This window comes from Candidatus Palauibacter australiensis (genome assembly GCA_026705295.1).
GTDB lineage: Bacteria > Gemmatimonadota > Gemmatimonadetes > Palauibacterales > Palauibacteraceae > Palauibacter > Palauibacter australiensis.
This window is the reverse complement of record JAPPBA010000072.1, coordinates 45,042-66,808: the sequence shown is the minus strand read 5'-3', so window position 1 is coordinate 66,808 and position 21,767 is coordinate 45,042. Positions and strand designations below refer to the sequence as shown.

Sequence of the window (21,767 nt, the reverse complement as noted above, 5' to 3'; positions counted from 1 at the left end):
ACTGACGGTGAAACGTCCTGCGAGGTCACTCGTCACGCGGGGCCGCTCTTGCAACGCGGCGCGGGCGTTAGTGAGGTTGGCCTTGAGATCCGGGTGCGCCGCCGGTCGAGGGGCCGACCGCGTCGAGAGCCCGTTTGGACCGAATCGGGCCATCGCAACGAGGATTTGAACATCCGCTACCGCACGCTTCCGGCGCTCTGCGCCCTTCTCCTTCTCCCGCACGCAGCCATCGGCCAGGAAGCCGTCGGTCAGGGAGCTGTGCGCCGGGTCTCGCTCGCGGGGGCCCTGGAGGCGTTCGCGGAGAACAGCCTCGCGCTCAGGATCGCGCGCTCCGAGGCCGCCGAGATCGCGGGCGCGGCGCGCCAATCCCGTGCCTGGTTCAACCCGTCGCTCTCGGTCCGGCGCGACGACCTCGACCGCAACGGCGACGAGTACTGGGAGGAGAACCTGCTCCTCTTCCAACCCCTGGAGTGGCCGGGCCGAACCGCGGCCCGCTACCGGGCGGCCGCCCACACGATCGAAGCGAGCAGCGCCCGTTTCCGCGGCGACTCGACCCGGTTCGCCTTCGAGGTTCGCGAGGCCTGGGCGCTCGCGTGGTTCGCGGAAGCGGCGGAACGCACGGCGCTGCAGGCTGCGGAGGTGATCCGGGAGGTGGCCGAGGACGCGGAGATCCGCCTGCAAGAGGGGGACATCTCCGCGTACGAGACGCGGCGGTTGCGACTGGAACGGGTGCGCGCCGAGCAGGATGTGGCGGAGGCCGAACTCCGTGCCCGCGACGCACGCCGGCGCCTCGCCGCCCTGACCTTTCCCGGGACCGGAATCGAGGAGGTCGGACCGTCCGCGGAGCTGGAGGGACTGCCGCCCCCGGTGACTCGGGAAGCCGCGCTGGACGCGCTGCTCGAGCGGCCGGACCTGGAGGCCGCGGCCCGGGATCTGGACGCGGCGCAGGCCGAACTCGCCGTGGCAAGGTCCCGCTGGATGCCCGACCCGACCGTCAGCCTGGGATATCGACGGCAGGAGGGCGGATTCGAGGGCCTCAGCCTGGGTCTCGATCTTCCGCTGCCGCTGTTCGACCGGGGAGGGGGAACCCGGCAGGCCGCCGACGCCCGGAGCGCCGCGGCCGCCCATCGCCTCGACCTCCGGCGGCGGCTGGCGGAGAACGATCTCCTGACGGCCACGGACCGGTACGCCTCCAGTCGCGCCCGTCTCGAAGCCGCGGCCGACGGCCTGTCGGCGGATGCCGAGGCGCTGCTCGCCTCCGCGATGGCGGCCTACGGCGAAGACGAGATGTCGCTCCTGGAGTTGCTCGACGCGGCGAACGCTTTCCGGGGCGCCCGACTCAGCGCCCTGTCCATGCGATCCGCCGGGTGGATCGCCTACTGGGACCTCCTGCGCGCCATGGGACGGTCCCCGGAAGGGGAGCCATGAACCGGAACCTCTGCTACGGGGAGGAACGCCCGATGGTCACGCCCAGCACGTCCCGCAGCAGCCACCAGGCGCCGACGGCGAGGATCGCGGCGGGGATGACGAAGCGAAGCCAGTAGTAGAGCCAGAGCGTGGGCACGCGCCGCCCGCGGGCCCCATCCTCGCCCGCCGCCAGTTGCCGCAGGACTTCGGACCGGTCCAGAGCCCACCCCACGGCGACGACCGAGAGCAGCGCGCCGAGCGTCTGGAAGCCCGATCCGAAGGTCAGGTCCCAGGGCGTGAACACGTTCATGTTGATCATCGGGGGCAGCGCGAACGCGAACACGGCCACGGTCGTCAGCGTGACGGCGCGCGAGCGGCCGATCCCGGTGTTGTCGGTGACCCCGGCCACCAGCACTTCCAGCGCCGCCACATCCGACAGGTAGGCGCCCCCGAACAGCGCCAGGAAGAAGAGCGTCCCGAACACCGCCCCGGCCGGGATCCGGCCGAACACGTCGGGCAGCGTGACGAAGAGGAGGCCGGGGCCGCTCGCCGGTTCGAGTCCGAACGCGAACACGGCGGGGAAGATGGCGAGCCCCGCCAGGAGTCCGGCGCACAGGTCGCCGCCCGCGGTGAAGACGGCGTTGCCGCGCAGGGGGTCGCCGCGGTTCAGGTAGGAGCCGTACACGACCATGAAGGTGCCACCCAGCGAGAGGCTGAAGATCGCCTGGCCCAGCGCCCCCAGCATGACGGGCGGCGTGAGCGCGCCGGGATCGAAGGCCCCGAGGTACCAGCGCAGACCCTCTCCCGCCCCGGGCAGCGTGAGCGAGCGGACGATGAGGATGAGAAGGCCACCGAGGAGCGCCGGGACGATGAAGCGGCTCGCCTTCTCGATCCCGCCCCGGAGGCCGCGCCTCAGCACGGCGGCGCAGGTGACGAGGACCGCGCCGGTGCAGACGCACTGCAGGAGGAAGGAGCGGAGCGAGAACCCCTCCTCCGGGGGCAGGATCGCGGCGGCGTCGATCTCGACCCCGACGCCGGAGAGCAATCCGGCCAGGGCGTGGTACAGCACCCAGCCGAGCGCGTTCGAGTAGTAGCCGGTGGCAGCGGTGACGCCGACGAAGAAGATCCAGCCGAGGGCGCGGCCGAAGGGGAGACCGGCCGACTCGAACGCGCCGACCGGGCCGCGGCGGGTGTGCCGGCCCAGCGTCCATTCCGCCATGAGCGCGGGAACGCCGATCAGCACTACGGCGAGCACGTAGAAGGCCACGAAGGGAGCCCCGCCGAACTCGCCGACCATGTACGGGAAGCGCCACACGTTCCCGAGACCGACGGCGACGCCGATCATCGTGGCCACGAGCCCGAAGCGGGAGCCGAACGTCTCGCGTCTGTCTCGTTCCATCCCCGGCCTCTAGCTTGGCGGGTCGCATGTGGCCGCCGGCGCCCGGCGCCCCGGTGCACTCGCCCCTCGCTGACGGGCGAAACCTTGGGGCAGGGGCCGGCCGAGAGAAAGGGACGCCAGCGTGAAAGCTCCCTGGTTCCGCCGCTATCTGCTGCCGGGGCTCGTCTTCCAGTCGGCCGTCATCGCGGGCGGATACGGCACGGGACGGGAGAACGTCGAGTTCTTCCTCTCGATCGGCCCCACGCCCGGCCTGTGGGCGATGGCGCTCTCGACCGCCATCTGGAGCGCGGTGTGCGCGGTCACGTTCGAACTCGCGCGGCAGCTCCGCAGCTACGAGTACCGCACCTTCTTCAAGCGCCTGCTCGGCCCGTCCTGGGTCCTGTTCGAGGTCACGTACGTGCTGCTGACGCTGCTCGTACTGGCCGTGATCGGGGCGGCGGCGGGCTCGATCGCGGACGAGACCTTCGGACTCCCGTACGCGCTGGGCGTGATCGTGGCGCTCGGCGCCGTCGCGCTCCTCCTCTTCTACGGGAGCGCCGCGATCGAGCGCTTCTTCGCCGGCTGGTCGTTCGCGCTCTATGCCGTGTTCGTGGCGCTCGTCGTATGGTCGCTGGCGCGCTTCGGGTCCACGCTGGGCCCGAGCTTCGCGGCCAGCAGCCTCAGCGGCGACTGGCTCGTGAAGGGGGTCCAGTACGGCGGTTACAACCTCTCGGCGGCCGCCGTGGCACTGTTCACCGTGCGCCACATCCAGACCCGGAACCAGGCCGTGTGGGCCGGACTGCTGGCCGGCGTCATCGGGATGTTGCCGGCGTTCTTCTTCTACCTCGCGATGGTGCCGCACTACCCCGCGATCATCAGCGCGACCGTCCCCTCGAACTTCATCCTCGAGGCACTCGGATCGAGGACGTTTCAGATCGCCTACCAGGTCATCCTCTTCGGCACCCTGATCGAGACCGGGACGGGGATGATCCACGCGGTGAACGAGCGGCTCGCCGTCACGCGGCGCGAGCGGGGCGCCGGGATGCCGAGCTGGGCGAGGCCGGCGGTCGCGGCGGTCTTCCTTGGGGTCGCGCTGTCCCTCACCCCCCTCGGCCTCATCGACCTCATCCGCCAGGGCTACGGGACGATCACCTGGGGGTTCATCGTCTACTACGTCCTGCCCGTCCTCACGATCGGCGCGTGGCTCGCGTTCCGGAAGCGGAGAGAAGCGGGAGCGACCGGGACATCCGGAGGAGGTGAGGGGACATGAACACGCGCGCCATTCTCATCGGACTCGTGCTCGGGCTGGGCCTCGGCGTCGCCGCCTCCGCCACCGGATCTCCGGCGCTCCTGCGGGCGGCCGAGGCCGTCGCGCCGCTCGGACAGGTCTTCCTGCGCGCGATCCAGATGGTCGTGATCCCACTCGTGGCCGCGGTCGTGTTCGTCGGCGTGGGGCGGATCGGGAACCTGCGCAAGCTGGGGCGGATCGGCGGCCTCTCCGTCGGCTTCTTTTGGGTCACGACGCTGCCGGCGATCCTCATCGGGATGGGTGTGATGGGGTTCGCGCTCACCTTCACGGCGCCGGTGCCGCCCCCGACTCCGACGACGGAACTGAACACGGCGACGCCCGGCGTGATCGACTTCCTCGTGAACCTCGTGCCGCGAAACCCGGTACAGGCGGCCGCGGACGGGTCGCTGCTCTCGATCCTCATCTTCATCGTCCTGCTCGCGGCGGCCACGACGACGCTGCCGCGGGAGAAGCGGGAGTTGCTCACCGGATTCGCGGAGTCGGCCGGCGACGCGCTCATCAAGCTCATGAACTGGGTCCTGTGGACGGCGCCCGTGGGGGTCTTCGGCCTCGCAGCGCCGGTGGTGGCGCGCACGGGGCTGGCGCTGCTCCAGAACCTCGCCGTCTTCATCCTCGCGGTCGTCGTGGGCCTCTTCATCCTCAAGGGTCTCGTCCTGCTGCCGATGGTCCGCTTCGTCGGCGGCATGCCGGCGGGGCGCTTCATCCGCGGCACCGTGGGGACGTACACCGTGGGCTTTTCCACGACGACGTCGGTGGGCACGCTGCCGATGATGCTGCAGGAGGCGGAGAAACTGGGGCTGCGGCAGGACCGCTACCGGCTGATCCTGCCGCTGGCGGCCTCGATCAACCGGCCGGGGAGCGCCCTTTTCCAGAGCGCTTCGCTCGTCTTCCTCGCCGCCATGTACGGGGTGCCGCTCGACGCGGGACTGATCGCGGCGGCGGTCCTCGCGATCTTCCTCGCCGCGATGACGGTGGCGCCGGTGCCGAGCGCGAGCATCGTGTCGATGGTGCCCGCGCTCGACGTGGTGGGCGTGCCGCTGGCCGGACTCGGGATCCTGCTCGGGATTGACCGCGTGCCCGACGTCTTCCGCTCGGCGACGAACGTCATCGGCCACATGGCCGCCGCCACGACCGTCGATGCGATGACGCAGAACGATGAAGAGTTGGACGAGGGGACGGAGGACGGATGACGAGGCTCCCCGCCACGGGTCCGCTGCCGCGGCCCCGGGACCCGGAGGAGGGACGCGAGACGCTGCGCGCGGAGGCGATCCCGGCGGCCGACGTCCAGCGCGTCCGCCTGCGGGCGCTGGAGTTCACGTCGCTGTGCCCGAAGACGGGACAGCCGGACTTCGGACGGGTGACGATCGACTACGAGCCGCGTGACCGCTGCCTCGAGTCGAAGGCGCTCAAGTTCTATCTGTGGTCGTTCCGGGATGAGGGGGAGTTCTGCGAGACGCTCGCGGCCCGGATCGCCGACGACGTTGTGTTCGCCGTGGCACCGCGCCGGGTGCGCGTCGAGGTGGAACAGAACGTGCGCGGCGGCATCGAGATCGTCGCGACCGCCGAGCGCGGGGAGGCGGCCACCGACTGAAGCTTCCGCCCTCTCCGCGAGCGCGGGCGCGGGCGCGCGCCAGCCCGGGGGCTCAGGGCGCGCGGCGGATGGCGCGGCCGGGGCGGGCGCCGGTCGGCTCCCCGGCGGACCAGGTCTCCACGCCGCCGAGCCACACGCTCTCGACGCCGTCCGCCTGCCGGGTGCCGTTGTCGAAGGTCGACCGGTCCACGACGCGCTCCGGATCGAAGATCACGAGGTCCGCCCGGGCCCCGGCGCGCAGCACGCCCCGGTCGGTCAGCCCCAGCCGCCGCGCCGGCATCGACGTCGCACGCCGCACCGCCCGCTCCAGCGTCAGGATGCCGCGCTCCCGCACGTAGTAGCCCAGCACGCGCGGGAACGTCCCCGCCCCGCGCGGGTGCGCGCTCCGCACCCCGCCGTCGCTCGCCGTCATCACCCACTCCGAGGCCATGAACGTATCGACGTCCTCTTCGTTCATCGTGTGGCCGATGAGCCCGGAGCCCCCGTTCTCCATGATCCACATGTAGGCCTCGACGTCCGTCATCTCCCTGCGCCGGGCGATCTCGTCGAGCCGCAGTCCGTTCAACTCGGGTTCGGACCAGAAGGCGACGATCTGCAGCCGGTTCCCGCCACCCGCCGCGGCGATCCCCTTCGCCACGGAGTCGGGGTTCGTGAACATCCTCGAACGGACCACGATCGCGAGCCCGGACTGCCAAGCCTGGTAGGGGTACTGGTCCGCCGTCACGTCCAGTCCCTCCTCGTTGGCCTGCCGGATACGCTCCAGCACGTCGGGCGCCCTTCCCCACACGGAGGCGTTGCCCGCCTTGATATGCGACATCTGCACGGGGAGCCCCGCCTCGCGCCCGATGCGGATGGCCTCGTCGACCGCTTCGAGCAGCCCCTCTTCCTCGTCGCGCATGTGGGTCATGTAGAAGCCGCCGTGGCCCGCCGCGGCCCGCGCCAGGGCGGTGAGTTCGCCGGTCGTGGAGTAGAAACCGGGGTCGTATTCGAGGCCGCTCGAGAGGCCGAACGCGCCCTCCGTCATCCCCCGCTCGACGCGCACCGTCATGTCCGCGATCTCGGCGTCGGTCGCCGTGCGCCGGAAATCTTCATCCATCACGAGACTGCGCACGGTCCCGTGTCCGACAAGCGTCGCGACGTCCACAGTGGGCCGGAGTTCGTCGATGCGCCCGAGGTAGTCGGAGATCGGCCACGGCGAGGAGCCGTCGGCCCCGACCACGATCGTCGTGATCCCCTGCGCGAGCTGCGTCGTGGCCAGCGGGAAGTCGAACAGGCGGGTCGTGGAGTGGTTGTGGATGTCGATGAAGCCCGGGGCGAGGACGAGACCCGTGAGATCCCGCTGTTCCGCGTCGGACGGAGCCTCGACGGACCCCGGGGCGCCGAGCGCCGCGATGCTCCCCCCGTCGATGAGCAGGTCGCCGACGTAGCCGGGCGCCCCCGTCCCGTCGACGAGCGTTGCGTTCGTGAACAGAACCGTGGCCGGCTCTTCGGCCGCACCCGTAGCCGCCTGCGCGGCGACCCGTTCCGGAGCGCCGGCGCCTCCCATGATCGCCAGGATCAGCAGCGACAGCGGGCGAAGCGTTCGCGCGCGGTGGCGGCTGTATTTCGTTCGTTCGGACATATCGCGTTACTTTCGTGTTCCGTGACGATGAAACCGGTGCGGTCCCCCCGAAGGGTAGACCCGCCGTGGAAGGTTCCAATAGAGGGACAACGATGAAAAGATACGCACGTCTTGTGTTTTCGTTCGCCACCCTGCTTCTGGCGCTGGCGCCCGCGACGCTGACGGGACAGGCCGAGGGCCAGGCCGCAGACGCGCCGCTCAGCATCGGCGTCATCGATCTGGACGCCGCCGCGTTCGGGTCGCCGGCGGGACAGGCGCTCGCGCAGCAACTGACGGACTTCCAGCAGGAACTCGCCGCCGAGCTGCAGTTGCGCCAGGAAGCCGTGCGCGCGGTCGAGCTACGCGTGGCGGAAGCGGACAGCCTGACGGTCGACGAGCGTCGGGTGCTTGAACGCGAGTATCAGGACGCCCTCACGGCCTTCCAGCGCTACCAGCAGGACAAGCAGGAGGAAGCGACCGCGCTGCAGAACGACGGACGCGAACGGATCCGGGCGGAACTCGCGCCGGTGATCGAAGCGATCCAGGCGGAACTGGGCTACGACCTGATCCTGAACGCGACGAGCCCCATCATCATCCTGTTCAGCGAACGCGTCGACATCACCCCCCTCGTCATCGACCGCCTCGCCGCGGACCCCCCCGGCGGCATGTAGGAAACACGCGTTGATACGCCGGTGACGCGAACCCCCATCCTCTGGCCAGACCCGGGGTCAGCCAGCGGAGGTCAGCAGGTCCAGCACATCGGCGCGCGACGGCACGCCTTCTCCGCTCTCGAGGAACGGGCGGATGTCGGCCTCGACCGCTCTCCACTCCACGCCCCCGACTTTCGTCGCGACGGACCGGCGCCACGTGTCGTCCGTGAGCGGCGGGGCGGCGGGATCCGTCTGGCGGCGGGCCGCGTTGAGGAGATCCAGATTCGGGGACGGCCACGCGGGATCGCTCAGGTACCAGACCAGATCGTAGATGTCCCTCCCTTTCAGCCAGGGCCGGTGGAGCACGGCGTGGAGTTTGCCGGCCAGCAGCGACGCCCGGTCGTGGTGATGGATGCGCAGCGACACGTGGCGTCGCACGATGCGCGTCTGGGTCACGGCGCCCGCGGGCGGGCGGGTGTCGACCTCGAGCTTGATCCGGAGCGTTTCGTCGCGGTGGCTCGACAGACCGAACTCGTGGGGGAGTCCCGGGAAACGGAACCAGCCGGCGTGCACAGCATCGCAGCCGCGTAGCGAAGCTGTCACGTTGTAGCCCTCTCGCCGGAACTGCGCATGGATGGACGTCAGCCAGCGCCGCGGATCGTAGCTCTCGCGGGGGCCTTCGAGGGCGAAGTCGAGATCTTCGGAGTATCTCGGCAGCCTGTACAGAAAGCGCAGCGCCGTCCCACCGTGGAACGCCAGCGGCGACATGGCGCCGGCCCTCTGCAGACCCTCCAGGATTCGAGCCTGCAGGTACTCCCGCATCGCGTTGCGTCCGGCGTGCGGATCGAGATCCCGGATCAGTTCCCGGAGATGGTCCTTCACGTGACGGGCAGGGGTTCGTATACCGGTGCCGGATCGCTCGCGCGGCGGATGACGTAGGCTGCGGCGCGGGCCAGCTTCGGACTCCCGGTGGCGGCCACCGCCGCTCTCAGCCGCGTGGGCGAGAGTGCCTCGAAGTCCAGGCGCAGCTCGTCGATCCAGGCCGGGGCATCACCGCCCGGCTGAAGGTGCGCGAGGTCGAGGAAGGCCTTCTCGGGGCGGGCGACGAACGCGCTCTGTCCGTCGACCAGGTCCACGAGCCGATAGCCGGTCCGCAACGCCGGCTTGACGTAGCGGAAGGAGAACCGCCCCAGCGGCGTCTCGCGCACGTGGGGACGCGCGGGACCGCAACTGGTGACCTCCGGGACGTGTTCCGGGATCGCGTTCGCGAAGGCGAGCGCCGACAGTCCGCTCACGTACGAGCCGGGCGAAAGCCGGTTGGCGACGAGGAAGGGATGCGGAATCACCTTCCGGTACGGAGGCGCCAGCGCGAACAGCCCGCGCCGGAGCCGCAGCAGCTTGCCGGCAGCGCACCAACGGCTGAGCTGCGCCTCCAGCCCCGGCTCCGGAGCTCGCCCGCTGCGAAGGAACCCGGTCTCGAACACCGGCTCGTCCGCGACAATTTCCAGCAACTCCACGAATTTCATGCCGAAAATGTGCGGTAATCAGCAAATACACGCAATGATTAGTGATGTCCCGCAATTCCGTTAGCGAGCGCGAATAACGAGTCGCCTACCGTGGAAGCGGGCGGGTGAGCTTGATGAAGAGCAGGTTTCGGACCCGGCCGCCGCCAACGCGCATCGCCGAGACGGAGCCGTCCGGCGCGCGCTCGAAGCGCACCTCGCGCATGAACCAGCGATCCGTGGCGAATTCGTCGCGGGCGCGCGGCTCGAGGGCGATGTCGCCGTGACGTATGTGCTGTGCGACGAGCCCCTCCTCCGTCGTCTCGAGGTGGTACAGCGCGTCGAGTTCCGGGCTGTAGTAGCTGCCCGCGTACCCGGCCAGCGTCGCGGGATCGGGAGTCGGGGGCGGGACGGAATCGGCGGCCGGAGAAGGCGGATCCTCTTCCTCCTCCAGAGCCGCCTCGGGGAAGACCTCGGCGAGGACGACCTCCGCCACCTGCCGCGCCCGGCCTCCCGGGTTGCCGTTGGCGACGTTCGTGAGAACGACGACCCCGACACCGGCCTCGGGATACCAGGTCGCCTGCGTCCGGAACCCCGCGTCGGCGCCCCCGTGCCCCACCGTGCGCAGGCCCCGGTGGTCGCCGATGCTGAGGCCGTGCGCGTAAGGGATCGTGTCTCCGCCGTTCAAGACCCCGCGCGCCGTCATCATCTCCATCACCTCCGGGCCGCCGACCGTCTCCTGCCGGAAGTTGTCGAGCCAGCGGGCGAGGTCGTCCGCGGTCGTAAAGAGGCTCGTCGCCCCCGCGTTCGCGTAGCTCAGGACCGCCTTGGTGTACTCCGCGCCCATCCCCCCGCCGCCTCCCTCTTCCCCACTGTCTTCGTCCGTGGGTATCGGCCGGTAGGAATAGGCGCGGGCGGGGACGATGTGTTCGTGGTCGTCGTGGAAGTGGGTTCGGTCCATTCCGAGCGGCCGGAAGATCCTCGCTGCGGTGAATTCGGGGAAGGACATGCCGCTGACCGCCGCCGCCGTCTGTGCGAGGAGCGTGTAGCCCATGTTGGAGTAGAGGTACTCCGAGCCCGGCACGAAGTTGAGTTCCCGCTGGCGCGACATGAGGCCGAGGATCTGCTCGGTCGTGATCACGTCGTCGAGGCGCCAGCCGGAGATCCCGAGAAGCTGCCACTGGTCCCGGATCCCGCTCGTGTGGTGGATCATCTGGCGGACCGTGACCGGGTGCTCGAACTCGGGGACGAACCCGAGGTGCGCCTGCACGCGGTCGTCGAGCGAGAGCGCCCCATCGGCCGCCAGCATGGTCACCGCCATGGCCGTGAACTGCTTCGACACGGAGGCGACGTGGAAGACCGTATTGGGGGTGACGGGGACGCCATGCTCGATCTGGGCGTAGCCGTAGCCGCGCGAGTGGATGATCTCGCCGTCGCGGATGACCGACACGGCGGCGCCCGGCGAGCCCGGGCGGTCCAGGTCGGCGAACACGGCGTCGATCGCGCGCGCGAGGTCGGAGGACGAGGCCGGGTCTCCGGCGCCTCCGCACCCGGCGAGCAGGGCGGCGGCGACAAGCGGGAGGAGCGCGGAGCCTGCTACCGGACGCATGCGGGCGGCCGTGCGATCAGGGGTCATCGAGTTCGACCAGCATCTCGATCTCGACCGACTGGTCGCGCGGGAGCGAGGCCATGCCCACGGCCGCGCGGGCGTGCTTCGAGATCGAGGGGCCGAACACCTGCTCCATCAGGTCGGAGCAGCCGTTGATGACCTGCGAGTGGTGCGTGAAGTCGGGCGGCGTGTTCACCATCCCGAAGACGCGCACGATGCGCTTCACCCGGGAGAGGTCGCCGATTTCCCTGGCGAGCGACGCCAGCAGGCAGACGCCGACCCACCGCGCGATCTCGTAGCCCTCCTCGACGGTGTGGTCGAGGCCGACCTTGCCGGTGTTGCTCTCGTCGAGGCCGCCGCACGGGCCGTGGCCGGCCAGGAAGACGAGATTCCCGGTCGTCACGGCCTTCACGAAGTTGGCGGTCGGCGCATCCGGCGTCGGGAGTTCGATCCCGAGTTCCGCGAGGCGCTCTTCCGGAGTCTGGGCGGCGGCTCCGGCGGCCAGGGGGAGGAGGACGAAAAATCCCGCGAGCGCGCCGACGACGGCGCGCGGCGCGTGCCCGGATCGCAACGAGGGCCAAGTCATGCGGTCCCCGCCGGATCGCGCCGCCGGGTGACGATCGCCTCGGGCGTCTCGCCCGTGCGGATCGCCTCGGCCGCGATGTCCACGGCCTCGAAGATCTTCGTATAGCCGGTGCAGCGGCAGAGATTGCCGGAAAGCGCCCGCGCGATCTCCTCGCGCGCGGGGTCCGGATCGCGGGTCAGCAGTCCGTGGGCCGAGCAGAGAATGCCAGGTGTGCAGAAGCCGCATTGCGCCCCTCCCGTGAGATCGAAGGCGTCCTGGAGCGGGTGGGGGCCGGACGCGTCCGCGAGCCCTTCGACGGTCGTGATCTCGTGACCCGCGGCCTCGTGCACCGGCATGATGCAGGAGAGCACGGCCTCGCCGTCGCGGAGCACCGTGCACGCCCCGCAGTCCCCCTTGTCGCACCCCTGCTTCGATCCGGTGAGGCCGAGGCCGTAGCGGAGGGTCTCGAGGAGGGTGTAGTGGGACGGCACTCCGACCCGCCGCCGGTCTCCGTTCACCCGCAGTTCCACCACCTTGTGCATGATGATCAAGTTGTCCGCGGCGCTCACGGGCGGCAACCGAAACCGGGGCGGGGACGGTTCGGGTGCGCATCGTGTGACGAAAGCCCCATGTTTATCCGTCTGGAGAGAGTCCACCCGCAGATGACGGCCACACGGATGCCGGTCACACGGATGACGGCCATATGGCCATATGAGGGAACGCACGATGCATTGCCCGGTTCGACGAACTCTGCTTTCGCTCCTGCTCTGCGCGGCGGGAGTGTGCGCGCTCGCCCCCGACGCCGCATGGGCCCAGGAGATCCCGGTCGACCGCTGGCTGGTCACGACCGCGGAGCACGCGGGGGGCGACCATCCGCTTCCCCTGGCGGGGCGGGACCGGTTCCCGGACCGGAACCTCGAGACCGCCGCCGGCACGTGGTCGCTCTTTCGCCGCGACGGGCAGGCGGTGCTGGATTTCTCGGAGTTCTCGGACGCCGGGCAGGCGACGCTCGCCCACGTGTACCTGAAGTCACCCGCGGACGCGAGCGTGCGGCTCGAACTGGGCTTCGAGCCCTGCACGCGGCTCGAGGCGTGGGTGAACGCGCAGTACATCGCGGACCCCGGAACCGCGCACGAAGTACGGCTGGCGGCGGGTTGGAACACGCTCCTCGTCGTGCTCGACGGCGAACCCGGATGTGCGCGCACGCTCTCCGCGCAGCTCTCCCCGGACACGGGTCCGAACGTGTGGGCACGGCGCGACGACCGCTCCGGCGACCCGTTGACCGTGCAGGCCTCCCGACCTCCCGGTGTACAGCCGACCTGGCCGGCGGGTGTCGTGACGGTCTCTACCCCCCGCATCACGGGGCTCGCCTGGCGCCCGGACGACGACGATCTCCAGGCCGCCATCCGCTACGAACTCGCGAGTTGGGGTCGCGAGTTCGAGGCCGGTATGGCCGGCACCGATGCCCCGGGGATCCAGCGCCAGGTGGTCCGCTTCCGAAACCCCTTCGATCTCCCCCGCCGCAGCGGCGGCGCTCCGGGCGAATCGGGCGCCGCGGGTGAGGACGAGGATGAGACCGGTCCAACCGACCCGGAAGGCATGCGGGCGCGGATGGTCGCGCAACTTCTGGGGCTGGGTCGGCCGGAAGCACGTACCCCGGCGCCGAGACAGGGCTCCGCGGAGCTGCGCCTCGCGGACGAGTCGTTCGTCGCCGCGTCCAACGACCTCAAGCCGGGCGTGGCCGTCTCCTTCGAGGGCGTCCTCCCCTTCCGGAAGCTCCGTGAGGCCGCGCTGCGCGAGGACGGAATGAAGGGCGAGTTCCGCTGGGACGGCGGAGATGGCGAGGGGGAGGGCCGCATGCCGGCGGCGCCTGTGCTGCGAGCGCTCCACGGCGCGCTGGATCTGGCGCTCGAGGCCGGGCTGGACGGCGTGTGGCGCGGCCGGTTGCGGGTTCCGGAGGCCCTGGCGGGTTTCACGCTCCGAGGTGCGGACGGATCGTGGACCGTCGACGGATCCGCGATGGAGGACGGCCTCCTGTGCGACCCGTGCGAGCGCGGACGTTGGCTGGAAATCGAGTTCCGCGGTACCGGTGGGGAGCCGCCACGTGCGTGGATCGCGGGCCCGGGTTTCCCGGATCCGTCCGGAACCGGCCCGCCCTCGGCGGTCGAGCTGCTGCGGGCGCTGGAAGGGGATAACGACCGTTACCGCGCTCTCATCGAGCGTCCGTCGCCGGATCCTCCTCTTCAGGGGGTTCAGTCGGTTCCTGCAGCGCGGGCTCGGTCGGCGGCGGCGCGATCACGGGCTCCGAGGCCGGTTTAGGGCCGAACGTCGGACGCGAGGAATCCGTGGACCAGGGATCGATGAACTCCTGAGCCGGATCCTCCTCATCGCGCGGCGTGGGCGGCGCCTGCTCCTCCACGACCGGTCCCGCAGCCGCGTTGGCCGCGTCCGCCTCGTCCCCCGTCTCGTCCCCCGTCTCGTCCCCCGTCTCGTCCGCGGCGGCGGTGGACGCCCCGGCGGCCGCGGCGGTCCCGGCGGCGGTGGCGGTTCCAGCGATCGTCTCGCGGTTCGCCGTCGGGGGTTTCGGAGGCGCGGGCGGCGACTTCCACTGCGTCTCGCGGCCAGCGGCCTCGAGTTCGCGCTGGATCTCGTTCATCCCCTTCCGGAACTCGCGGATCCCCTTGCCGATGGTGCGGGTGATCTCGGGGAGGCGGCGGGGCCCGAATACGATGAGCACGAGTATCGCGATGAGGATGAACTCCTGGATCCCGAAACCCAGATCCATTCGGCTAACCGGCCGCAGGTCCGGGGGCCAGCGCCCGCAGCACGTCCTCGCCGTAGAACATGCCGATGTACCTGGCCTGCACTGGCGTGACCGTGCGGACGGCCCAGATCAACTCGACGTGGTTGGGTTCGCGGGGTTCCGCCGGGAGCGAGAACCCGCATTCTTCCAGCAGACGGTCCGCCTTCTTCAGGTTGCACTTGCTGCAGGCCGTGACCACGTTCGACCATCCGTTGTCTCCGCCACGCGAGATCGGAGTCACGTGATCGCGAGTCAGCGATTCGCGATACCCCAGTTCCCGCCTGTGACGGCCGCAGTACTGACAGCGATAGGCGTCGCGCGCGAACAGGAAGGTGTTCGTGACCTGGCGGCGGAAACGGCGGGGGATCTGGATGAACCGAACAAGACGGATGACGACGGGGGTATCCATCCGCACACGCTCGGAGCGGATGGGACGTGCGGAATCCACCTCCAGGGCGTCGGCCTTCCGGTCGATGAGCAGGCGAACGGCGCGCCGGACCGGAATGATCGTCAACGGCTCGTATGAAGCGTTCAGGGCCAGACAGCCCATGAGCGACCCCCCTTGGATTCGGTGGCGGAAAACAAGCAATCCGGCTGCGACGTGTCAAGCGAAGGCCCCCCCGGGAAGGCGGTGCGGGAGATAAGCTCCGCCGGCGTGTGCGAGGTAGCGGTCGCGCGAACGTTCCTCGGTACGCTCGCGTACTCGATCCCCGCCTCGCTCGTCGGCGCCGTGGAGCCGGGCGTGCGGGTGCGCGTGCCGCTCGGCGGCGGCACGGCGGTCGGGGTCGTGGACCGTCTCGGACTGCGGACGGATCGGGGGCGCAAACCCCGGTTGCGGGAGCTGCGGGGCATCCTCGACGAAGCGCCGGTGATCGATGCGCCCCTCCTCGATCTCTGCCGTTGGATCTCGGACTACTACGTGGCGCCGCTCGGCGTCGTGCTGAGGGCGGCCCTCCCCCCCGGTGCGCTCGGCTCCCGGGCTGGCGGCGGGAGCCCCGCGCGGCCGCGCACCGAGCGCGTGCTCCGGCTGGTGCGCGAACTACGAACGCTGAGCGAACGCGACCGCGCCTTCGGGCGGGCGAAGCGACAGCGCGAGCTGTACGAGACGCTTGAGTCGGTCGGTGGGCAGGCCGGCGTCGGTCACCTGGTGAAGCAACTCGGCTTCAGCCGCGGTGTGCTCAACGGGCTCGTGGAGCGGCGGCTCGCGGAGTTCGTGGAGCGCGAGGTGGAGCGGGACCCGTTCGCCGGCCCGGTGGAGGCGGAGGCCCGGTTCAAACTGACTCCGGACCAGGCTCGGGTGGTGAGCGACCTTGAGCGTCTCGACGCGCCGGGGCGCGTCACGCTCCTGCGCGGCGTGACGGGCTCGGGCAAGACCGCGGTCTACCTCGAGGTCCTGGAGCGCCAACTCGCGCTGGGCCGCTCCGGCATCGTCCTCGTGCCGGAGATCGCGCTCACGCCCCAGACCGTGCAGCGGTTCCGGGCCCGCTTCGGTGATGAGGTCACCGTGCTGCATTCCGGGCTCTCGGACGGGGAGCGCTTCGACGCCTGGCGCAGCCTGCGCGAGGGAAGGAGGCGGATCGCGATCGGCCCGCGCTCGGCGGTGTTCGCGCCGGTCCGGAATCTGGGCGCGATCATCGTCGACGAGGAACACGAGAGCAGCTACAAGCAGTCCGACGTGCCGCGCTACCATGCCCGTTCGGTTGCGATCGTGCGCGCGCGGCTGGAAGGGGCTCTGTGCGTGCTCGGGTCCGCGACGCCGGCCCTCGAGAGCTGGGAGAATGCGCGGACCGGGCGCTACCGCCTGCTCGAACTCGAGGAACGGGTGACGGGCCACGGGCTCCCTTCCGTGGAACTCGTCGACCTGCGCGCCGACGCCGGCGGGGGCCCGGAACGGGAGGCGGAGGACCCCGCTCCGGGCGGCGGACCGCGGGTCTTCTCCAAACGGTTGCGGGAGGCGATCGCCGCGCGTCTCGAACGGGGCGAGCAGACGATCCTCTTTCTCAACCGCCGCGGATACGCCTCCTTCGCGGAGTGCGCGGCCTGCGGTCACGTGTGGAGTTGCGACGCCTGCTCCGTGACCCTCACGTATCATCGCCGGCGCAGGCAACTCGTGTGTCATCACTGCGGCGCCACGAGCCCGCCGCCGTCCGGGTGCGGCGAGTGCGGCGGCCCCGCGCCGCGCTACGCCGGGATCGGCACCGAACAGGTCGAACGCCGCGTGGGCGAGCTTTTTCCCGAAGCCGGCATCGCCCGCATGGACCTCGACACCACGGGCTCCAAGTGGGCGCACGTCGAGATTCTGGAGGCGTTCCGGAGGCGGGACGTCGACATCCTGCTCGGCACGCAGATGATCGCCAAGGGCCTCGATTTCCCGCAGGTCACACTCGTGGGCGTGATCAACGCGGATGTCGGTCTCCATCTCCCGGACTTCCGCGCCAGCGAACGCACCTTCCAACTCCTGGAGCAGGTCGCCGGGCGGGCGGGGCGGGGCGAGGAACCGGGGGAGGTGCTCGTCCAGACGTCGCGTCCGCGGCACTACGCGCTCGCCGCGGCGGCGGAACACGACTACGTCGGCTTCGCGGAACGCGAACTCGGGGACCGCGAGGAACCCGGCTATCCGCCGCACCGCCGGCTCGCGAACCTCGTCATCTCCGGGAAGAGCGAGTCCCGGGTGATCGACGTCGCGGAGGAACTGTCCGAGTGGACGCGGCGGCTGATTCGGGATCGCCGGCTCGCGGGGGTCGAGGTCATCGGACCGGCCCCCTGCCCGATCGACCGACTCCGGGAGCGGTGGCGGTGGCACTTCCTGATCAAGGCGGATCGCGCCGCGACGCTCGGCGGCGTGCTGCGCTTCCTCGGCGAGCAGCGGGGCCAGCCCGGCTCCGGTCTCCGGCTCGAGATCGACCGCGATCCCGAGGCGCTCCTGTGAGAGGGCGATCAGGCTCTCCGTTTCGCTTGTTGGCAGGACTCTGCTCCGGCAGGTTGTGCCACGGAATTCTACCCGCCGTACATCGGCGAGAAGCAGAAGCGAGGGAGAGGGAATGAGCGAGTCAGGACCGCGGACCGTCGTGTCCATGGGAGTCCACCGGCGCGGGCGCGCGCGGGGCGTCGGGCTTGTCATGGCGATCGGGATCGCGGCGGCGACCTGCGGGGGGCCATCGCTGCCACCCATCGCTTCGGCCGAGGCGGCGGCCGCGTTCGAGGCGTGCCGCGAGTTGGGGTGGGAGGAGAAGCAGGGGTGCTACGAAGCACGGCTTCTCGACGAACTCGGCGCGGGCGGGGCGGGCGCGGCGCTGGAGATGCTCGAGTCGCTGGCCGCTGCGGACAGGGAAGCTCAAGCTCAAGCCCATGTCCTCACTCATGCGATCGGTATCAACGCCTACGCGCCCGGAGAGACCTTCACCGATGCCTTCGAGGAGTGCACGGAGGTCTTCCAGTCCGGGTGCTACCACGGCGTCGTCCAGGCCTATTTCATCGCGATGGGCGAACCGAACGCGGAGATGGTCGCCGGACTTTGCGCGCCCTATGAAGCGGACCCCGCCGACCGCTGGCTGCTCTTCCAGTGCCTGCACGGCCTCGGGCACGGTCTCACGATGTACTACGGCCATCACCTGCTCATGGCGCTCGAGGGCTGCGACCTGCTGACGACCGGATGGAACCGGAACTCGTGCTACGGCGGGGCGTTCATGGAGAACGTGGTCAACGCGATCGCGCCTCATCATCCGGCCGCCGAACTGGTGTCCGACGGGACCGCCGCGGAGGGCGTTCCGGGGGAGACGGGCGAGGCCTCGGATCACGGCGCGGGCGCGCACGTCCACGGGGCGATGGCGATGGCGGACGGCGTGGAACCCTTCGAACCGCTGCGCGCCGACGACCCGCATTACCCCTGCTCGATTCTGGACGAGAAGTACCTGACCTCCTGTTACCAGATGCAGACGTCCGCCATGCTCTGGCACAACGACGGGGACATCGCGGACGCCGCCGCCGCCTGTGTGGATGCACCCGACGCCTGGCGAAACCACTGCTTCGTGAGCCTCGGCCGCGACATCAGCGGCCGCACGCTGCAGGACGAGGACGATGCGCGCCGCGAGTGCCGGAAGTCGCCGGAGGAGTACCGCGAGTGGTGCTACGTGGGCGCCGTGAGAAACTTCGTGGACGTCACCGCGACGACGGACGCCGGGTTCTCGTTCTGCCGCGGCCTTGAGGACTCGGCCAAGCCGCGGTGTCACGAAGCGATGGGAGAGGCGGTGTACTCGCTCTACGCGGATGAAGCCGCGCGGCGCGACGCCTGCGAGGCGTCGGAGACGGAGGAACTCGCGCTCGCGTGCCGGCGCGGCGCACTCGTCACGGACTAGCGGCGCAACCCGACGCGCTAATCTTTCTCGCTGCCTCTCGCTGCCCGCATGAAGCCTCGCAGCAGCCCTTCATCGAGTCGTCCGTCCGTTCTCACTCCCGAGCAGACATCCACGCCGAAGGGACGGACCGCCCGCAGGGCCGCGGCCACGTTGGTTGGACGGAGGCCGCCCGCGAGGTAGACGGGGCAGCCGGCCCGTTCGACGATGGCGCGGCTGTGGCTCCAGTCGTGGACGCGACCCGTGCCCCCGAGTTGCCGCACGGGGAGGTCCGGGTTGCCCGAGTCGAGCAGAACCGCATCGACCAGCGGCGCCACCGCGACCGCCTCCTCCACCGAGTCCTCCCCCCGGACGTGGACGACCTGAACGAGCGAGACGCCCGGCAGACGCCGGCGCAGGCTGCGGAGCGCTTCGGACTCAAGCCGGTCCACGAGCTGGAGCGCGTCGGCCCGGATCCGGCGCTGCTGGGCCGCGATCTCCTCGGGATCCGTCCGCGACGTGAGCAGGAAGGTCGCGACGTCGCGCGGGGCCGCGGCCGCTATGCGGCGGATCATGGCCTCGTCGATGACCCCCGGCCCGCTCGGCATCGCCGACACGAGCCCGATCGCCGTGGCCCCGCAGCGGGCGGCGAGCGCGGCCTCCTCGGGACTCCCGATGCAGCAGATCTTGACCGCCGGCTTCGGCTGGCTCAGGCGGGCGCCCCCGTGGCTGCGCGCTCGACGCCGAGCCCCGGAGCGTCCGGCAGGACGATGCGACCCTGCTCGAGATGCGGGCCCGTGAACGGATCCGTACGGAGGAGCGCGGCGCCATCCAGGTCCGCGTAGTCCACGAGCGAGGCCAGGTGCGCCGCGGGCGCGATCCCGAGGCTCGTCTCGAGCATGCAGCCGAGCATGACCGAGAGGCCGCAGGCGCGCGCGGTGTGGATCATGCGGAGCGCCTCTCTCGGACCGCCGCACTTGGCGAGCTTGATGTTGATGCCGTCGACGAGGCCGTCGAGTCGCGGGATGTCGCTCGCCACGATGCTCGACTCGTCCACGACGATGGGGAGAACCGCGCGCGAGCGGACGAAGGCCAGCTCATCGTTCTCCGTCGGCGGGAGCGGCTGCTCCACGAACTCCACCCCGTACTCGGCGCACATCGCGATCCCCTCGATGGCCTCGGCGGACGTCCAGGCTGCATTCGCGTCCACGCGCAGGATCTTGTCCGGCGCCGCGCCGCGGACGGCGCTCAGCCGCGCTTCGTCGTCGTCGCTCCCGAGCTTGATCTTGAGGATGGGCCACGCTGCGGCCTCGCGCGTCTTCCGCGCCATGACTTCCGGAGCGTCGATGCCGATCGTGAACGAACTGAGTGGCGCGTCGGCCGGATCCAGACCCCAGAGCTTCCAGAGCGGAAGCCCGGCCCGTTTTCCGACCCAGTCGTGGAGCGCCGACGAGATGGCGCAGCGGGCCGACCCGTTGCGGCCGAGGAGGCTCGCGAGGTCCCGCTCGATGTTCTCGAGCCGGAACGGGTCTTCCACCTCCTCGATGCGGGGGGCCAGCTTCTTCAGCGCGGCCTCCACCGTGCCCACCGTCTCCCCGTAGTATCCGGACGGATCCGCCTCGCCCCAGCCCTCGATCCCCTCGTGCTCCAGCCGCACCCACACCAGGTCGTCGCCCGTCTTCACGCCGCGGCTGATGCCGAAGGGGTACGCCGTCTCGACGTGGAACGGCTCCCACGAGATTCTCATGCGTCGACCGTCCGCCAGAGACTGTACTGGATGCGGGACGGAGTCACTTCCGGTCCATCCTCGCGCATGTAGACATCGATTTCCGTCCGGTGCCCGAAGCGCCCCTCCAGGTAGACGCCGGGCTCGACGGAGAAGCCGACGCCCGCCACGAGTCGCCGGTCGTCCCGCATCTCGATGCTGTCCAGAGTGGGTCCGACACCGTGGAGTTCGCGGTCGATCCCGTGCCCCGTGCGATGGAAGATCGCGTCCTCGTAGCCGCGCGCGATCAGCGCCTCCCGGGCCGCCCGATCCGCGTCCGCACCGGTGGCGCCCGGGTCCTGCCGGATGACTTCGACCGCCGCGTCGCGGGCCTCGACGACCGCGTCCCAGCCGGCGGTCACCTCGGCCGGCGGCTCCGGGCCGAGGAAGCCCATCCAGGTCTGGTCGGCGAAGACCGCGTCGGGTTCCCCCGCCACGCGCCCCCACAGGTCGACCATGAACACCTGGCCCGCTGCGAGAGCCGACGATCCTTCGGCCGGAGGTTCGTAGTGCGGCTTGGCGGCGTTGGGGCCCACCGCGACGATCGTGTCCGTCTCCGCCAGGCCCTCGGCGCGCAGCCGCGCCCGGATCCATTCGGCCAGGTCGTGCTCCGTGACGGGGATCGGCTCGCCGGACGTGTCGAACGCGGCCGCCGTCCCGGGATCCGCCTCGGGCGTCAGCCCCGCCGCGCGCGCCGCCAGTTCGAACGCCGTCCGCGCCGTCCGCGCCAGGATCTCGGCTGCCGCGTGGTGCAGCGCGTGCCCGTGCGCGCCCCACTGGGCCGCTGTCCCGGAGATCAGCTCCACCGAACTGACGACCCGGGGTCCGAGCGCCTCCACGAGTTCCACAACGCCGGCGGGGACGTGGTCCACGTACGGGATCGAGTCCCGAGGGCTCACCTCCATCGCGACCGTATCCATGCCCCGCAGCATCCCGCGTAGCGCCGTCTCCATTTCATCCCAGCCGACGTAGCTCGTGAGCGCGTGCGGCCACCCCTCCCATCCGGACACCTCGATCTTCTGGACGAGCGCGTGCGGCGTCCGCCCCGGCTCGATGAGGACGAAGTACCGGCGCTTCTGGCCCTCGGGCAGGCCGACGAGGTGGGCCGCCAGCGGATTGAGGGCCCGGAAGTCGTACAGCAGCCAGGCGTCGATTTTCTGTCGTTCGAGCTCGCTGGAAGCGGTCTCCAGAAAGGTGGCATCGAGGTCGGGCAAGGCCGGGCTCCTGTTGTGCGGGGTGCGCCCCGGGGGCGGTCAG

Annotated in this window: 20 protein-coding genes; 8 read left to right on the top strand and 12 right to left on the bottom strand. The window is 70.6% G+C overall.

Going from position 1 to position 21,767, the window contains the following annotated elements:
* The first annotated feature begins 165 nt into the window (after positions 1–165).
* Complete coding sequence (locus OXN85_05380) at positions 166–1,428, top strand: TolC family protein (protein ID MCY3599382.1); 1,263 nt, start codon at positions 166–168, stop codon at positions 1,426–1,428.
* Between the two features lie 13 nt (positions 1,429–1,441).
* Here OXN85_05380 and OXN85_05375 read toward each other — a convergent pair whose 3' ends face one another.
* Complete coding sequence (locus OXN85_05375) at positions 1,442–2,806, bottom strand: sodium-dependent transporter (GenBank protein ID MCY3599381.1); 1,365 nt, start codon at positions 2,804–2,806, stop codon at positions 1,442–1,444.
* Positions 2,807–2,927: 121 nt separating this feature from the next.
* On the opposite strand from OXN85_05375, the gene OXN85_05370 reads away from it, so the two are divergent.
* From OXN85_05370 to queF, 3 genes are read left to right on the top strand one after another with little or no spacing between them, the layout of a single operon-like run.
* Positions 2,928–4,055 carry a hypothetical protein gene (locus tag OXN85_05370; GenBank protein ID MCY3599380.1) on the top strand — a complete coding sequence of 376 codons (1,128 nt, stop codon included), beginning with the start codon at positions 2,928–2,930 and terminating at the stop codon, positions 4,053–4,055.
* Positions 4,052–5,284 carry a dicarboxylate/amino acid:cation symporter gene (locus OXN85_05365; protein MCY3599379.1) on the top strand — a complete coding sequence of 411 codons (1,233 nt, stop codon included), beginning with the start codon at positions 4,052–4,054 and terminating at the stop codon, positions 5,282–5,284. Before OXN85_05370 ends, OXN85_05365 begins: the two co-directional genes overlap by 4 nt.
* Positions 5,281–5,685, top strand: a complete 405-nt coding sequence (gene queF / locus OXN85_05360; protein ID MCY3599378.1) for a preQ(1) synthase — start codon at positions 5,281–5,283, stop codon at positions 5,683–5,685. The genes OXN85_05365 and queF overlap by 4 nt, the downstream gene beginning before the upstream one ends.
* 52 nt (positions 5,686–5,737) lie before the next feature.
* On the opposite strand, the gene OXN85_05355 is transcribed toward queF, so the two are convergent.
* A complete protein-coding gene (locus tag OXN85_05355; protein MCY3599377.1) occupies positions 5,738–7,306 on the bottom strand; it encodes a D-aminoacylase in 1,569 nt (522 codons plus the stop codon).
* 92 nt (positions 7,307–7,398) lie between these two features.
* Here OXN85_05355 and OXN85_05350 point away from each other — a divergent pair, with 92 nt between their 5' ends.
* A complete protein-coding gene (locus OXN85_05350) occupies positions 7,399–7,956 on the top strand; it encodes an OmpH family outer membrane protein (protein MCY3599376.1) in 558 nt (185 codons plus the stop codon).
* 57 nt (positions 7,957–8,013) lie between these two features.
* Here the strand turns inward: OXN85_05350 and OXN85_05345 are convergent, their stop codons facing one another.
* The 5 genes from OXN85_05345 to OXN85_05325 form a co-directional block, all read right to left on the bottom strand.
* Positions 8,014–8,817 carry a nucleotidyl transferase AbiEii/AbiGii toxin family protein gene (locus tag OXN85_05345; protein ID MCY3599375.1) on the bottom strand — a complete coding sequence of 268 codons (804 nt, stop codon included), beginning with the start codon at positions 8,815–8,817 and terminating at the stop codon, positions 8,014–8,016.
* Positions 8,814–9,446, bottom strand: a complete 633-nt coding sequence (locus OXN85_05340) for a hypothetical protein (GenBank protein MCY3599374.1) — start codon at positions 9,444–9,446, stop codon at positions 8,814–8,816. The genes OXN85_05345 and OXN85_05340 overlap by 4 nt, the downstream gene beginning before the upstream one ends.
* Before the next feature lie 100 nt (positions 9,447–9,546).
* A complete protein-coding gene (locus OXN85_05335) occupies positions 9,547–11,073 on the bottom strand; it encodes a serine hydrolase (protein ID MCY3599373.1) in 1,527 nt (508 codons plus the stop codon).
* On the bottom strand, positions 11,063–11,632 hold the full coding sequence (locus tag OXN85_05330) for a RidA family protein (protein MCY3599372.1): 570 nt from the start codon (positions 11,630–11,632) through the stop codon (positions 11,063–11,065). Before OXN85_05330 ends, OXN85_05335 begins: the two co-directional genes overlap by 11 nt.
* Positions 11,629–12,153: a (2Fe-2S)-binding protein gene (locus tag OXN85_05325; GenBank protein ID MCY3599371.1), complete on the bottom strand. Its 525-nt coding sequence runs from the start codon at positions 12,151–12,153 to the stop codon at positions 11,629–11,631. The genes OXN85_05330 and OXN85_05325 overlap by 4 nt, the downstream gene beginning before the upstream one ends.
* 184 nt (positions 12,154–12,337) lie before the next feature.
* Here OXN85_05325 and OXN85_05320 point away from each other — a divergent pair, with 184 nt between their 5' ends.
* On the top strand, positions 12,338–13,930 hold the full coding sequence (locus OXN85_05320) for a hypothetical protein (GenBank protein MCY3599370.1): 1,593 nt from the start codon (positions 12,338–12,340) through the stop codon (positions 13,928–13,930).
* Here the strand turns inward: OXN85_05320 and OXN85_05315 are convergent.
* On the bottom strand, positions 13,824–14,396 hold the full coding sequence (locus OXN85_05315) for a twin-arginine translocase TatA/TatE family subunit (GenBank protein ID MCY3599369.1): 573 nt from the start codon (positions 14,394–14,396) through the stop codon (positions 13,824–13,826). The genes OXN85_05320 and OXN85_05315 overlap by 107 nt on opposite strands.
* 4 nt (positions 14,397–14,400) lie before the next feature.
* Complete coding sequence (locus OXN85_05310; GenBank protein ID MCY3599368.1) at positions 14,401–14,928, bottom strand: HNH endonuclease; 528 nt, start codon at positions 14,926–14,928, stop codon at positions 14,401–14,403.
* Between the two features lie 141 nt (positions 14,929–15,069).
* Here OXN85_05310 and priA point away from each other — a divergent pair, with 141 nt between their 5' ends.
* Both priA and OXN85_05300 read left to right on the top strand, forming a co-directional pair.
* A complete protein-coding gene (gene priA, locus OXN85_05305) occupies positions 15,070–17,343 on the top strand; it encodes a primosomal protein N' (GenBank protein MCY3599367.1) in 2,274 nt (757 codons plus the stop codon).
* A gap of 112 nt (positions 17,344–17,455) precedes the next feature.
* Positions 17,456–18,769: a hypothetical protein gene (locus OXN85_05300; GenBank protein MCY3599366.1), complete on the top strand. Its 1,314-nt coding sequence runs from the start codon at positions 17,456–17,458 to the stop codon at positions 18,767–18,769.
* Positions 18,770–18,786: 17 nt separating this feature from the next.
* On the opposite strand, the gene OXN85_05295 is transcribed toward OXN85_05300, so the two are convergent.
* From OXN85_05295 to OXN85_05285, 3 genes are read right to left on the bottom strand one after another with little or no spacing between them, the layout of a single operon-like run.
* A complete protein-coding gene (locus OXN85_05295; protein MCY3599365.1) occupies positions 18,787–19,458 on the bottom strand; it encodes a phosphoribosylanthranilate isomerase in 672 nt (223 codons plus the stop codon).
* Positions 19,455–20,492, bottom strand: coding sequence for a dipeptide epimerase (locus OXN85_05290; protein ID MCY3599364.1), 1,038 nt, complete (start codon positions 20,490–20,492; stop codon positions 19,455–19,457). Before OXN85_05290 ends, OXN85_05295 begins: the two co-directional genes overlap by 4 nt.
* On the bottom strand, positions 20,489–21,724 hold the full coding sequence (locus tag OXN85_05285) for a M24 family metallopeptidase (protein ID MCY3599363.1): 1,236 nt from the start codon (positions 21,722–21,724) through the stop codon (positions 20,489–20,491). The genes OXN85_05290 and OXN85_05285 overlap by 4 nt, the downstream gene beginning before the upstream one ends.
* Positions 21,725–21,767 lie beyond the last annotated feature (43 nt).